Below are 14,018 nucleotides of genomic sequence, written 5' to 3'. Positions count from 1 at the left end.
GTGATGCATACAAAGGAGAGGAATTGATGAGGCTATTTGAAATCTTGTTAGTGCTGTCCAGTTTGTCCTTACTGTTATGCTTATGTTTACCGAGACTGATACCGCAGCGCTTCGTTGTTCTAATTAGTGGTGCTGGCACTGTGGTGCTGACCTTGCACTTATTTGTGGAAGGATATAGATGGCAGCTTTATGCAGTGTACGTCATTACCGTTCTGCTGTTACTGTTTCAGTTGGCAAAGTTTGTCCCTAAAATAAAAGATATTAACATTTGGAGTCCTGTGAAGTGGGTAGGATGTGGGCTGTTCGTAATCTTGATTGGCCTTAGCACTGTAGTTTCGGCATATTTGCCTGTATTTCAACTCCCGCCCCCCGATGGCCCTTATGCAGTAGGTACACAAACGTTCCATTTTACAGATACGAATCGAGAGGAAATTTTTACTGAAAGAAAAGGCGACAAAAGAGAATTAATCGTTCAATTCTGGTATCCAGCAACAGAGGTAGGAAAGCAGAAGACAGAGTATTTGTTAGCATCCTCCAAAAATAGGTCTAAACAGGTAGCAAGAGCGTATGCCGAGCAGTTGGGTCTTCCAGGGTTTGTATTGGAGTATTGGAAATATGTGCGCACCAATTCATATGAAAATGCAAAGGTACAGCCATCTTCTACCCCATATCCTGTTATTCTCATTAGTCATGGTATGGGGACGGGACGAATGCTGCATACTTCGCAAGCTGAACACCTTGCCAGCCAAGGATATATTGTCGTTGCTGCAAATCATACGTACAGTTCAACAGCAACTGAGTTAAAGGACGGGACAATTGCTGGAAGCAAAACGAATTTTACAGTAGACCAGTTTTATGCGCCAAACAATCTTGTAGGGCAAGTGTGGACAAAAGATGTTGAATTTATTATTCGTCAACTCGGACGGCTGAACGAAGGTCAAATTAAAAGCGCTCTGAAGGGGACATTTGACTTAAACAAAATTGGGGTAATGGGTCATTCCTTTGGAGGTGCGACGGCATTTAACGCCTATTACAGCAACCCGAACATTAAGGCCGGAATTAATATGGATGGCTCACTTTACAACGTAGACAACAAAACCAATTTTACGAAGCCATTTATGTTTATGGAATCGGGACAATATTTAACGAAGAAACAAGAACTGAAAACGAAAACATTATCGGATGATGAGTTGGCAGACATCCAGTTGACAAGGCCGCAATACGAAAAGATGGTTCGAAGTGTCAAAAAAGAATACGGTATTATCAACAAAGTTGCACAGCATGGAGGCACTATGATCGTAGTGGAGGGCACGGATCATTACAATTTTACAGATCTTCAATTGTACTCTTCCTTTACGACGTTTATGGGCATGACGGGAAACATTAAAGGCGAACGAGGGGCAAATATCGTTAACCAATATGTATTGGATTTCTTTAATAAACAACTAAAAGGAATCGGTGGAGAGTTGATTAAGGGGCCTAGTCCGCAATTTCCTGAAGTGAAGTTTCCTTTAGAGTAAGGTGCTTACTTGTATGTATGGTAGGTGAAGTCAGGTAGGCCTTCTAGCTTGTATTGTATTCAATTGGCAACGCTGCTGTTTGCGTCTGCGATAAAGAGAAACTGGCGTCTAAAGTCCGACGCCAGTTTTGCTGCTGTCAGGCGAAAATGCTCACGTTCATATGACGGATTAACATGGACTCTACATGTAATACTTTATAGTAGCCGTCCGGTCGTATGAGTGTTCATGTGGATGCAAGTTGAGGCTAGAAGGGAAGTTTATCAAATGGATTACGAATGTGTCATTATTGGTGGTGGTATTGCTGGCACGCAGGCGGCGATACAACTTGGCAGGTATGCGCATAACGTGCTGGTCATTGATGCTGGCGTGGGCAGATCAACAATTTGTGGCTCCTATCGGAACGTATTAGGATGGCCTGATGGCATATCAGGGCCCAAGCTGCGTGAAATAGGGCGTAAACAAGCACAGTCACTAGGTGTGTCGTGGGTAACAGATGAAGTCGTAGAGGTGGATTGTCAAGATGGACAGTTTGTTGTCCGCACGAAAGAGAGGGAATTGTTTAAAGCGGTTACCATTCTCTTCGCAACAGGGGTAATGGACCGTTTCCCTGAGCTGCCGAATTTGAGATCTTGTCTGGGCTCGACAATGTATGTTTGTCCCGATTGTGATGGTTATGAAGTTAAAAATAAAAGAACGATTGTGCTAGGCTCTGGTGATACGGGGGCATATATGGCGGTGACATTGTCGGGCTGGACTGATAAGATAATATACGTCAACCATGAGCAGGCACCCATATGTTCAGAATTGCATTCAAGGTTAGCGGAGTTGCGAATCGAGGTAGTCGCTGAACCGATCGAACAGGTACTATGCGCGGCAGAAGGTATGTTCAGTGGCATATGTCTTGCAAATGGACGTGTCATCACAGGGGAGCGCGGATTTATAGCTTTTGGAGGTAACGAGGTACGATCATCGTTAGCTTCACGGCTTAAGATTGAAAGGCTGGAAAATAAACATATCATGGTCGATCCCCGTACCAAAATGACAAGTGTCCCAAACGTATGGGCAGCTGGGGATGTTTGTGCACATGCTGAACAGTTAACGATAGCAATGGGAGAAGGTGCACAAGCTGCGATTTGGATTCATAAAACGATTATGAATTGGAGGAGCGCTAATGGGGATACGCGGCATCTTCATTAAGCAGCACGTATGTAGGAGGTAACTATGATGTTGGAGCGACCATATTATTCTAAAATGGCTGTTATTCCGTTCACGGCTATCATTCTTTTATACTTTACTTGGATTGTTGCATTTGAACGCGGGGGTCAAGGGTATATGATCTGGAATGTAATGCTGGCTGCTATACCGTTTTATGCGTCCATATTGCTGTATCGCAGTCAAGACCGGATGAAGGCCAGCCGATCCTCTCTATTTAGTAAAGTGTATATCGGTGGGTTGTCCGTGATATGGTTTTTGTTTTATCCTAATGCCCCTTATGTTGTGACGGATATGATTCATATTCAAAGCGAGAAATTTATAATTAAAAATCCGGATTACGTTCCTTACATGGATCAACCGCGGTTCTTGTTTAATTCGGATATGGCGCTATGGAGCAATTTTTATACAATCGCCATTGGAGTGTTTATCGCGATAATACTCAGTTTTGTGTCTATGTATGTGTTGCAGCAGTTGCTGGCAAAGGTATGGAATCGGCAGCTTAGTTGGTTGCTGGTGGCATTTATGCAGCTGTTAAGTGGATTCGCCATCTATCTGGGCAGATTCATCCGCTGGAATAGCTGGGATCTGATTACAGCGCCTAGTAACTTATGGACGATTCTGACAAGGGATCTGCATTTGGAGTCAATCCAATTTGCTATTCTATGTGGTACCGTACATATGATTATTTATGTGATGTTGTACTTACTCATTAATAGGTTGGCTGTTGCTCGATAAATAACAGGGTTATGAAACTTTCATCGCCATAATCGTAGGAAGGTACACTTCTAAGTACCTTCCAGATTATGGCGATTGTGGCTATAAATCTGGTGTTAATGAGATTGTTTTACGGTGGAAGTTGTCAATTGAATTAAATCTACAATATGCTGAATGACCAGTTGAGGATTTTGTGTATGAAGGTAGTGCCCATGATCAGGATCGAGATGGTGTGTGGTGAAGTTAGAAAGGCTTGCCAACTGCTGCTGCAGGCTGGCCCAACGTTGTTCCATACTACCGAAATGAGATGGGTATCCATGATTACCTCCGGTAAGCACTGAAATAGGCACATTCCGCAGGGAGTCCTGTGTACGCGCTGTCGCTATTTGTTGGTACGAAGTTAACAGATCATTATAGTTTCCTTCGATCGGAATCCCTGTGCCATTAGACAAATCGGCCTCCATGATGCTGCGACGCTCTGCATCTGTAAAATCAGGGTCAGGGAAGAGGGAAGATTCCATGTGTTCATAGCTTGAATCTACAAATACGATACCTGCTACCTCATCGGGATATAAGGCTTGGAATTGTCTAGCGTACAGCCCAGCTATGGAATGGGAGACTAGCAGATAAGGACCTTTTACTTGTGCCTTATGTAATAAAGAGTGTAGGCGTTCCGCAGAACCTTTAGCGCTGCGATCTAGCCCAGCTGCTAGATCGGATTGTCCCAGCCCTACGCGATCATAAGTAAACGTCTGTGTGTAGCTAGAAATTTGGGGTGCAACTTGACTCCAAATAGAAGAGTCATCCCCATTACCACTGTCAAAGACAACGGTTGGCACATCCACGCGTGATTCTCCCATCAGGTTAACATAAAGACCGTACGTTCCTAGACTTATTTTCCCATGAAACCCACTCTGTGTTGCTTTGATACTCGCTGGAGACGTGTTTGTGTTAGAGTTAGATGTGTTACACGGGGCGGCCTGTGCCATTGTCCCAAACGCAAACAATGACCATATCATCGTGAGCGCTGCCAACGATTTTACTGCTTTAATCATGGATTGTATAACCTCCTACATGAATAAGAATCGGTGAATCGGTTGTTTGCGCATTTATACCTGTACAATAAGACGAAAGCAAGACTTTCTCTGTCCTTCAAAAAATAGCGAATCACATTTTACTATCTTGCTTTTACATTCCATCATGCAGTCAAGACGTGATGTTTGGGGGTATACTGTGTTTGGAGGTGTTATGATGAAAAATATAAAAGAGCAGTCACATATAAATAAAGGACGCACATATACAGAAACGGAGGGTATGAGCTTACCCCAACTAGCTGAAGAGCAGTGGCAAGCGATCATTACGAACGATGGCACATATGACGGGAAATTTATTTATGCGGTGACGACCACGGGTATTTTTTGCAGGCCTGCGTGTAAATCAAGACCTCCCCGAAAAGAAAATGTTTGCATTTTTCAAAATGCTGAGCAAGCAGCAGCCTCCGGCTTCCGGCCATGCAAGCGGTGCAAACCAACGGGGCAGCGGTTACCCGACGAAGAGTGGGTGGAACAGATTACACAATATATCGAGACTCACTACAGTGACACATTAACACTTGCCGTATTGGCAGACATGTGTCATGGCAGTCCTTATCATCTGCAAAGAACATTTAAACGAATCAAGGGGCTGTCTCCGATCGAATATGCACAGCACATAAGAATCACTAAAGCTGCTGCGTATTTGCAGCATACGGACAGGTCTGTATCCGAAGTTGCCAGACTGGCCGGTATTCCTAATATCCCTTATTTTATAACGCTGTTCAAAAAGAAAACAGGACATACCCCTACGGAGTATCGCAAACAAAATGAAAAGTAGCGGATAAATCCCGTCAGTCGCAGTGCCCGGAATAATATTATGTCTTCCGGGCTTTGAGAGTGTTAGTGTTTTGTTTTTGCGCAAAGCTGACGAACGAAATTCTTGTTACGCTTCGGAGGGGTTCGTTTTATTAGGAAAAAGCTGGATTGCTTTTATGTATACCATCAATATTACAGGAAGCAGATAAGCTACGATTATCCCCGAGTACTTGCACCAATTCATCCATTGCCTAGACTGCTGCCAAGAGGGCTCTATCCAGGCAGACAACACAACAATAAGGACGCCAAAAACGAGTACAAATGGCGAATGATTGCTGCTTTTCACAAGCTGCGAAGCGCATACTCCTGTGGAGTAGATATAATTTACCCATGATGTGGATACAACAAACAAATACAACGCCAAGTAAATAACATCAATTCTTTCTAAAAACCGGAATTCAACAACTTTTAATAAATTGAGTACAGGCTGGCTATATTGGGTGACTTCATCAGGACTAAAATAGGCATAACTGATAACGGTTACAAACAAGTATAATAACATCGTTAATGTATTACTAGCGATAACACCACGTATGGCCGTTTCTTTAGACTTCAGAAAAGGATAAATCAAAAAAATAATTTCATTGCCGATAAAAGCCACGGTCGTATTGTCTACCGCTTTTATAACAGGAACCCACCCCTCTTTTAACACGGGGAGAAGATGGACGAACTGTGCCTCTAACAGCGGAAAGAGCATAACTAGTGGCATCCACAACGTAAAATAAAACACAAATTCACTATACCGTGCGACAACAAGTATGTTCTTTTTAGCAGTTAGTAGAGCGGGAGTAATAAACAGGCACATAATAATTGGGGTTTGTGTCATCGGAAGAAACCATGCTTTGATGTACAACATCGCATCGGCAAAGACACTCCAGGAAAAGAGTGCAAAATGGCAGAACAGTACAATGATAACAAACGTCGCGATGAATTTGCCGAATAAACGTGTTATTAATTGCGAAAACGTATATTGTGGATATTGTGACATCACCCACACTATGATGATACCTAACACTAAATTGATGATCCATCCCAAAAGAATGGAAATCCACCCATCTGTCCCAGCTACCTCAGCGAGCATTCTAGGAAGGGAAAGCACACCTGTCCCTACCTGTATGCCGTGTATGAGCAAAATGAATTGCCTATGTGTAATCTCGGATTTTTTCATGCATTGTCACCTTTAAAGTCTTGTTGTATTCAGCTATTCATTTAAACAGGAATCATGATGTGAAGGGAGACCATTTTATGGATGAATTAGAAATAACATTGTATATCAGTGTGTGCAGATTGCTCCATTACTATGCGAGTAAAGACATATAGCTGTGTGGTGCAAACACAAGGTTAGCAAAATAAAAAAAAGGTGGCAGGAATTATCCTGAACCACCTTTGTTAAATCAATGAAGCGTACTTTAACGATATGATCAATTAGTACTTAAATCGCTGGATTAAATGCTGCAACTCTGCTGACATATGAGATAAATTCGTTGCCAGCCCCGATACTTCTTCCATAGAGGCAAGCTGTTCTTCAGCCGAGGAGGCAATATCTTGTGTATTGCTGGCAGCCAGCTTAGCTAGATGGGTCACGTTCTCACCACTTGCCGAAATTTCCTCTACGCTAGCAGATATTTGTTCGGTTATACTTGCTAATTCCTCAATTTGCTCGGATATACGAATAGTAGAAACAGAAATATCCTGGAATCTGCGATCTGTTTCATTCGTAATCTCTATGCCAGAGACTACTTCTTGCTTGACCTTATTCATCGTTTGCACAGATAGCTGCATATCTGCTTGCATTTCTTCAATGAGCTTGGAAATCTCATCTGTTGAACGGTTAGATTGATCCGCTAACTTGCGAACTTCCCCAGCAACTACGGCGAACCCTCGTCCATGTTCACCTGCGCGTGCGGCTTCAATACCTGCATTTAAAGCGAGCAGGTTTGTCTGGCTGGAGATGTTCCGAATGAGCGCAAGCACTTGATCAATTTGCGCAGCACGCTGTTCGAGACGATGAATGACTTCATTTGAATCGTTAACGGACGTGCTGATCGATTTCATCTGTCTGATGCTGTCCTGAATCGCGACACCACCAAGACTTGCAATATCTCGAGTTTCCACGGAGGATTCCGCGATCGTCGAAGAACTTTCTGCAATACGTTGGATGCCAATCGCAATTTCATCTAGTGCTGTTGTTGTTTGTTCCAACGCCTGTTGCTGCTCCTCCGCAGCATCAGCAGACTCTTGAATAGACATTGTAATTTGCTCGGTAGCCTTTGACGTCTGCTCTGCACTTACTGTCAAGTCTTTGGAGTAGGACGCAACCTGCTGTGTAGACGAATCGACTTCGCCAATAAAGAAGCGCATTTGCTTCACCATATTGTTAAAGTCACGTGATAACCTGCCAACCTCATCAACAGATTTGTTTTGTATCTCTTTAACCGTAAAATCGCCCGTCGCCACTACATTTAATTGACTCGCGACTAACTGAATCGGTTTAGCTATACGGGATGAGAAATAGGCTACGACCAGAACACCAACGATAACGGCAATAGAACCAATCCACATCACTAGTTCTAATACGGCTTGTGCACCGCTATTAAATTCTGACACGTAAGCACCGGAGCCAACAATCCAGCCCCAGTTAGGTTCTAGCTGCACATAAGAAATTTTGGTTTCAACTTTATCGGTATCACCCGGAAGTTTATATTGATAAGAAAGGAATCCTCCTTCTTCTGTACCCGTTTTAATGATAGCTTGTCCTAGTAGAATACCGTCCTGAGATTTAAATTGCTTTAGGTCCTGTCCTTCGTTACTCGGATTTAGTACCGAGATTGCATTTTTATTTACAGCCCACGGGTATCCCGTTTTTCCAACGGTGTACTCCAGCTTGATCGGACGTTTATTGTTGGCATTTTTAGCACCTAACAACTCTCTGCGAACTTTCTCTTGAGCTTGCTCCAAAGTCAGTTTTCCATCAACTACTTCAGCATTCATCAAGTTGATCATACCGATGACAGCTCTGACGCTTTGTTGCAGCTGATTTTTTCCTGCTTCATCCAGCTTGTTTTTGGAAGTTTGGTAGGTTGTAATCCCGATTAAAACCGTTGGAACAATTAACAGAAATAAGCATAATACAATTAATTTGGATCTTATTGTCTTGAATTGCAGTTTCATGGAAAATCCACCCCTCGTATCGACAAAAGTTGTTTATTTCTCATATATCGGCAATATAAAACCTATTAATGAATAGTTGAGCGCAGAAATAAAAAATGTCAGGGCTTTTTATGTTCTATCCTTCGTTAAACTTGGTTTTGAATTTCGTGCGATTATGCTATTATGGGCTTAATTTTAATAGAACGATAGCTTGTCAACTAATGCATATCAAAGCTCCAACTATACCTTATACATAATGGTGGGGAAAGTGAATCTAAATTGATGAGATTAAATCGTAAGTTGCTCATTTGGGCAGCATTATTTCTGCTTGCGCTGACGGGACTGCGCTTCTTATGGCTAAGTGCTCAAACAGTTTCCGAACAACCGCATGCTGTTCAAGGTGTGCTTGACTTGAGAAATTGGGACCTATCGAATAACAAGGCTATTTCCTTAAAAGGAGAATGGGAATTTTATCCGGGACAATTGTTACAGCACGCCCCAACTGGAAAAGCAGCTGAACAGAAGCCCTATCGATATCTCCATGTTCCAGGGACGTGGAATAATGCTTTGCCTGAAAGCGAGCAGTCAGCGAAGGGTTTTGGCACCTATCGGCTTAGAATCTTGACAGGAGCAGCATTAAATCAGCCATACGGTTTGTGGGTGCATAACATTCAAAGTGCCTCGGAAATCGAATTAAACGGGCAAAAAATAGGGGCATTTGGTATCGTATCGAGTGAAAAGGACCAGTATAAGCCCGTGGCTAAATCGTATACGTCCTCTTATATAGCAGAGGATCAACGGGAATTGGAATTGATTGTTCGAGTGGCTAATTATGATAATCCCGTTAAAGGGGGAATTGTCGAATCTATTAAATTTGGCTCACAGGCAGCCATCGACAATGAGCGATTATATGCTGTTGGCTTTCAATTGATTATTTTTGTCGTACTGTTGTTGCATGGCTTATACGCAGGAATTATGTATTATTTTAATCGCCAACAAAAATCACTAATCCCGTTTTTTCTACTGCTTGCTTGCGCGGCGCTCGCCATTGCCGCAGATGACGATAAACTGTTGCTGATTTGGCTGCCTATCAATTATACGTGGGGTATAAAACTGGCTTTATTATCGTATATCGGCACCTCCGTGTTTATGCTGGAACTGACCAAAAGCCTCTTGTCCGAACATCGGCTCGGTCATTCATTTCGATGGTTGTACAGTTGTGCCGGTGTCTATGCTTGTTATTTGATACTGGCACATATCCAAAGTGTTATTTATAGTAAGTTCATTTTTACTTGTTTGTGTCTTATTTCCATAGTGCTGATGCTAGTGCTTTTTGTACGGTCGCTGCTCAAAAAGAACCAAGATGCTGTCTATTTGTTATTTGCCGCAGCGAGCATCACATCTAGTGCCTTATGGGGTATTGCTGAAAGTTTAGGATGGGTAGAGATGACCTTTTACCCTTGGGATATATTTGCGGCTATTATCGGTTTCTCTGCGTTTTGGTTTAAGCAGTTTTATCGACATGCGGAGCAAAATGCGCAAATGACGGAACAGCTCAAGCGTGCGGATAAGCTGAAGGACGAATTTCTGGCAAACACATCGCATGAGCTGAGAACACCACTGCACGGGATAATGAATATTGCCCAAACTATAGTGGCCAACGAGAGCGATACGATCCAACAAAAAAGTGTACATGATCTGGAGCTACTGATTACGATTAGCAGGCGTATGTCCTATATGATTAATGATCTTCTGGATTTAACCCAACTTCAAGAGAAGCGGATTCAATTACAGCCTGTTGATGTACGGATCCCATCTGTTGTGTCAGGTGTCATTGATATGCTTCATTTTATGACGGACGGCAAGTCGCTGGACATTAAAATGGATATTTCTCCATATTTTCCTCGTATTTGGGCCGATGAAAAACGATTTGTACAAATTATGTTTAACTTGCTGCACAATGCGATCAAATTTACGGAAACAGGCACGATCTCCATTACTGCGTATACGAAACAACGATATGCATATATCTCTGTTGCGGATACTGGTATTGGGATGGATAGGGAACTGCAAGCCCGTGCTTTTAAACCATATGAGCAAGGTGGAGCGGGCATTAATGCTGGTGGTGGCATAGGGCTTGGTCTTAATATTTGCAAGCAACTGGTTGAACTGCATGACGGTAACATTTATTTGCAGTCTGTACCTAGTGAAGGCTCTACTTTTACATTTACGATGCCCTTGTCACCCCATGCAGTCGATTTTGATGATGCAGAATTAGAATGGCTTAACCGCAAAGCCGAACCAACGACGTTTGAAGAACTCGCTGTAGATGTAGAGAAGCATACACCTTTACAGAACATGTTGTCAGATTCCGCGTGTGGTGTACACACAAGTAAAGCTCAAATATTAGTTATCGATGATGACGCCGTCAATTTAAAGGTGCTTTGCAACATATTGGCGTCGGAGCCCTACGAGATTACTAAAGCATTGTCAGGGCGTGAGGCGTTAGCACTGCTTCATACGAAGCAATGGGATTTAATTGTTGCGGATGTGATGATGCCACATATGTCGGGGTATGAATTTACTCGCTGTGTACGAACTCGTTTTTCCGTTGCAGATCTGCCAATCCTTTTGTTGACAGCTCGCAGCCAGGCGGAAGACGTATACTCGGGATTTATGTCAGGCGCCAACGACTACGTGACGAAGCCTGTAGACGCACTCGAATTAAAATACCGAGTAAAGGCGTTAATTACGCTAAAGCAGTCAGTAAGTGATCGGCTGCGCATGGAGGCTGCTTATTTGCAAGCACAAATAAGACCTCATTTCTTATTTAACTCGTTAAACTCGATTATGGCTTTAAGCGAGATAAATACGACTAAGATGCACAAATTGATCGAAGCATTTAGCGATTACTTGCGGATCAGCTTTAACTTTTGGAATTCTGAGCAGTTAGTCCCGCTTGAACATGAGCTTAATCTAGTCCGAGCCTACCTATATATTGAAAAAGAAAGATTTGACGAAAGATTACATATTGTCTGGGAAGTGAACAGTGACGTCGCGCTGCAACTGCCTCCGCTGACGATACAGCCTTTGGTGGAAAATGCGGTCAAGCACGGCATATTAAGCCGTTTCAAAGGTGGGACAGTACACATCCGAATTATGGACGTTGGAAACCACGTTACATTTACAATCCAAGATGATGGTATTGGCATGGATGAAGCGACTGTATCAAAGGTGTTAGACAGCGATCGATCTAACAAGAAAGGAATCGGTCTGTACAATACGGACCGAAGATTAAAGCAGCTTTACGGTCAAGGCTTATCGATCCAAAGCGAGCTGGAGGTAGGAACTACGCTTTCATTTGTGATTCCACGGAACTCGTAAACGGTAACTACCTATATTATGGACTAGTTAAATTAATCTTATTTTCTAAATTTATACAGAGGATGAATGGTCATGAAACCTATTACTATACTAATTGCGGACGATGAAGTGGAAATTGCTGAATTGATCTCGCTACATTTGCGTAAGGAAGGCTACCATTGTATTCAAGCGGCAGATGGTCAGGAAGCCATTCAGGCGGTGCAGACGCAAGTTATCGATCTAGCTATATTGGATATTATGATGCCTAAGTGGGACGGCTATGAAGTAACTAGGCGGATCAGAGAGCGGCATCGAATGCCTATCATTTTTTTGAGCGCAAAGACAAGTGATCTGGACAAGATTGAGGGGCTGGTGAAAGGGGCGGATGACTACATGACAAAGCCCTTTAATCCGATGGAATTAGTAGCACGTGTGAATGCTCAATTGCGGCGTTATATGCAGCTCAACCAGCCGGTAACGGACGGTCATTTTATTTTGGAGGTGGGTGGCATATCCATTTGTCCTGATCAAAGGGTTGTATCCCTATATGGAAAGTCGATCGAACTGACACCTAAAGAGTTTGATATTTTGTATTTGTTGGCGAGTTATCCGAAGAAAGTATTTAGTGCGGATCATATTTTTCAGCAGGTATGGGGCGAGGCTTATTATGAAGGGGGAAATACGGTAATGGTTCACATACGAACGCTGCGAAAAAAACTGGGAGCAGAAAAAAATAAATTTATTAAAACGATCTGGGGTGTGGGGTATACATTTAATGGTTAAGCTAGGGCGCAGTTTTAGAACTAAAATGATATTGTATTTAAGTCTGAGCATGTTTTTGTCCGCTACAATTACTTTTGTGCTTTACAAGCTGCTTCAGTTGTATTATACAACGCAAGTGAAATTTGAAAATCCACTAACCCCGGTTCGATATTTTATGAGGGACTTAGGTGATATCTACTTTTTTTTACTTGTTTTTATCCCACTTTCGATTCTATTTTTCTTTATGTTTACGAAGCGTTATGTTGATTATTTCAAGGAAATTTCCAAAGGGATACACTCTTTAGCTAATGGAGACTTTAATAGCAGAATAAGTGTTGTTTCCCGGGATGAGTTTGGTGATATTGCGAGAGACATGAATCAGGCAAGCGAGAAGCTACAGCAAGCAGTAGAAAAAGGTGCGTTTGCAGAAAGCAGCAAGGATCAGCTTGTGTTGAATTTGGCACACGATTTGCGGACGCCCCTTACGTCGGTGTTAGGCTATTTGGATTTTATTTTAAATGACGATCAATTGACCGCTACACAAGTTCAGCATTATGCAGCAATCGCATATACGAAATCAAAGCGGCTGGAAAAGCTTGTTGATGAGCTATTCGAAATTACGAGAATGAGCTATGGGATGTCGATAGTTGAGCATCAGCCGATTGACTTGAGTGAGCTGTTGATGCAACTGCACGAAGAGTTATATCCGATGCTAGAAAAGACCGAGCTGATCGCCAGATTAGATGTGAGGCCACATTTGCACATCGCAGGTGACGGGGAATTACTGGCGCGAGTATTTGAAAATTTGCTCATGAACGCGATTCGTTATGGCGCGGATGGACAGTTTATCGATATTTGTGCAGAGCGGTTGGATGGGGAGGTTGTAGTCCAGGTCATTAATTACGGGGACTTCATTCCCCCTGAACAATTGCCTTATCTCTTTGACATGTTCTACATTGGCGACAAGGCTCGCAGCCACCAGGGAGAGAGCACAGGTCTTGGACTGTTTATCGCTAAAAATATTGTTGCACAGCATCAGGGCATCATTACAGCTCAAAGTAATCTTATTCGAACGGTTTTTGAAGTGCGATTACCACAGGTGAACGAAACAAGACATCATCCTTGAAGTTGTATCCCTAATTTAAGAAATACTTTATTTTTACCCCACTTCTTTTTTAATCAGTGATCTTTATCCTTTATGTATAGGGATAAGCAGTCACTGTTTGAAAAGAAGTTTTTTTATGAGCAGACAGTTGTGACTATGTTCTTCCAGACGAACGACGAAGTCAAATACATAAACGAGCTACAGTTAGTAGAGAAGCCGCCAATCTGCTTCAGAATAGGATGACGACGAGATGTACTTAAAAGAATAGTCTCAGAAATG

Annotated in this window: 10 protein-coding genes; 7 read left to right on the top strand and 3 right to left on the bottom strand. The window is 42.6% G+C overall.

From position 1 onward, the window contains the following. Nucleotides 1-26: 26 nt before the first annotated feature. From H509_RS0120080 to H509_RS0120070, 3 genes are all read left to right on the top strand, one after another. Nucleotides 27-1,520: an alpha/beta hydrolase family protein gene (locus H509_RS0120080; protein ID WP_028546656.1), complete on the top strand. Its 1,494-nt coding sequence runs from the start codon at nt 27-29 to the stop codon at nt 1,518-1,520. Between the two features lie 264 nt (nt 1,521-1,784). Continuing rightward, complete coding sequence (locus tag H509_RS0120075; RefSeq protein ID WP_028546655.1) at nt 1,785-2,717, top strand: NAD(P)/FAD-dependent oxidoreductase; 933 nt, start codon at nt 1,785-1,787, stop codon at nt 2,715-2,717. Between the two features lie 27 nt (nt 2,718-2,744). Beyond that, nucleotides 2,745-3,470, top strand: coding sequence for a DUF1361 domain-containing protein (locus H509_RS0120070; protein ID WP_028546654.1), 726 nt, complete (start codon nt 2,745-2,747; stop codon nt 3,468-3,470). Between the two features lie 95 nt (nt 3,471-3,565). On the opposite strand, the gene H509_RS26120 is transcribed toward H509_RS0120070, so the two are convergent. Further along, nucleotides 3,566-4,504 (bottom strand): alpha/beta fold hydrolase, encoded by a 939-nt coding sequence (locus H509_RS26120; RefSeq protein WP_051287464.1) that lies wholly within the window; start codon nt 4,502-4,504, stop codon nt 3,566-3,568. 196 nt (nt 4,505-4,700) lie between these two features. On the opposite strand from H509_RS26120, the gene H509_RS0120060 reads away from it, so the two are divergent. Then, nucleotides 4,701-5,321 (top strand): bifunctional transcriptional activator/DNA repair enzyme AdaA, encoded by a 621-nt coding sequence (locus H509_RS0120060; protein WP_036698234.1) that lies wholly within the window; start codon nt 4,701-4,703, stop codon nt 5,319-5,321. A 105-nt stretch (nt 5,322-5,426) separates the two neighbouring features. Here the strand turns inward: H509_RS0120060 and H509_RS26115 are convergent, their stop codons facing one another. Both H509_RS26115 and H509_RS0120050 read right to left on the bottom strand, forming a co-directional pair. Next, nucleotides 5,427-6,527 (bottom strand): GerAB/ArcD/ProY family transporter, encoded by a 1,101-nt coding sequence (locus tag H509_RS26115; protein WP_036698230.1) that lies wholly within the window; start codon nt 6,525-6,527, stop codon nt 5,427-5,429. 257 nt (nt 6,528-6,784) lie between these two features. Continuing rightward, the gene (locus tag H509_RS0120050; RefSeq protein ID WP_028546652.1) at nt 6,785-8,530 is read right to left on the bottom strand and encodes a methyl-accepting chemotaxis protein; all 1,746 of its coding nucleotides are present in this window, start codon (nt 8,528-8,530) and stop codon (nt 6,785-6,787) included. A gap of 261 nt (nt 8,531-8,791) precedes the next feature. Between H509_RS0120050 and H509_RS0120045 the strand changes: the two genes are divergently transcribed. The 3 genes from H509_RS0120045 to H509_RS0120035 all read left to right on the top strand — a co-directional run bounded on the left by H509_RS0120045 (nt 8,792) and on the right by H509_RS0120035 (nt 13,760). Next, a complete protein-coding gene (locus H509_RS0120045; protein ID WP_028546651.1) occupies nt 8,792-11,893 on the top strand; it encodes a hybrid sensor histidine kinase/response regulator in 3,102 nt (1,033 codons plus the stop codon). A 72-nt stretch (nt 11,894-11,965) separates the two neighbouring features. Next, on the top strand, nt 11,966-12,655 hold the full coding sequence (locus H509_RS0120040) for a response regulator transcription factor (protein WP_028546650.1): 690 nt from the start codon (nt 11,966-11,968) through the stop codon (nt 12,653-12,655). Beyond that, nucleotides 12,648-13,760, top strand: a complete 1,113-nt coding sequence (locus H509_RS0120035; protein ID WP_028546649.1) for a sensor histidine kinase — start codon at nt 12,648-12,650, stop codon at nt 13,758-13,760. Before H509_RS0120040 ends, H509_RS0120035 begins: the two co-directional genes overlap by 8 nt. Nucleotides 13,761-14,018: the final 258 nt, after the last annotated feature.

Source organism: Paenibacillus taiwanensis DSM 18679, from assembly GCF_000425125.1.
Lineage (GTDB): Bacteria > Bacillota > Bacilli > Paenibacillales > Paenibacillaceae > Paenibacillus_B > Paenibacillus_B taiwanensis.
The sequence above is the reverse complement of the archived record's forward strand: the minus strand, read 5'-3'. Positions and strand labels throughout refer to the sequence as shown.

Coding starts and splice junctions, on each gene's coding strand:
- H509_RS0120080 (WP_028546656.1), top strand. CDS start 27: ATGAGGCTATTTGAAATCTTGTTAGTGCTGTCCAGTTTGTCCTTACTG.
- H509_RS26115 (WP_036698230.1), bottom strand. CDS start 6,527: ATGAAAAAATCCGAGATTACACATAGGCAATTCATTTTGCTCATACAC.
- H509_RS0120050 (WP_028546652.1), bottom strand. CDS start 8,530: ATGAAACTGCAATTCAAGACAATAAGATCCAAATTAATTGTATTATGC.
- H509_RS0120045 (WP_028546651.1), top strand. CDS start 8,792: ATGAGATTAAATCGTAAGTTGCTCATTTGGGCAGCATTATTTCTGCTT.
- H509_RS26120 (WP_051287464.1), bottom strand. CDS start 4,504: ATGATTAAAGCAGTAAAATCGTTGGCAGCGCTCACGATGATATGGTCA.
- H509_RS0120035 (WP_028546649.1), top strand. CDS start 12,648: ATGGTTAAGCTAGGGCGCAGTTTTAGAACTAAAATGATATTGTATTTA.
- H509_RS0120070 (WP_028546654.1), top strand. CDS start 2,745: ATGTTGGAGCGACCATATTATTCTAAAATGGCTGTTATTCCGTTCACG.
- H509_RS0120075 (WP_028546655.1), top strand. CDS start 1,785: ATGGATTACGAATGTGTCATTATTGGTGGTGGTATTGCTGGCACGCAG.
- H509_RS0120040 (WP_028546650.1), top strand. CDS start 11,966: ATGAAACCTATTACTATACTAATTGCGGACGATGAAGTGGAAATTGCT.
- H509_RS0120060 (WP_036698234.1), top strand. CDS start 4,701: ATGAAAAATATAAAAGAGCAGTCACATATAAATAAAGGACGCACATAT.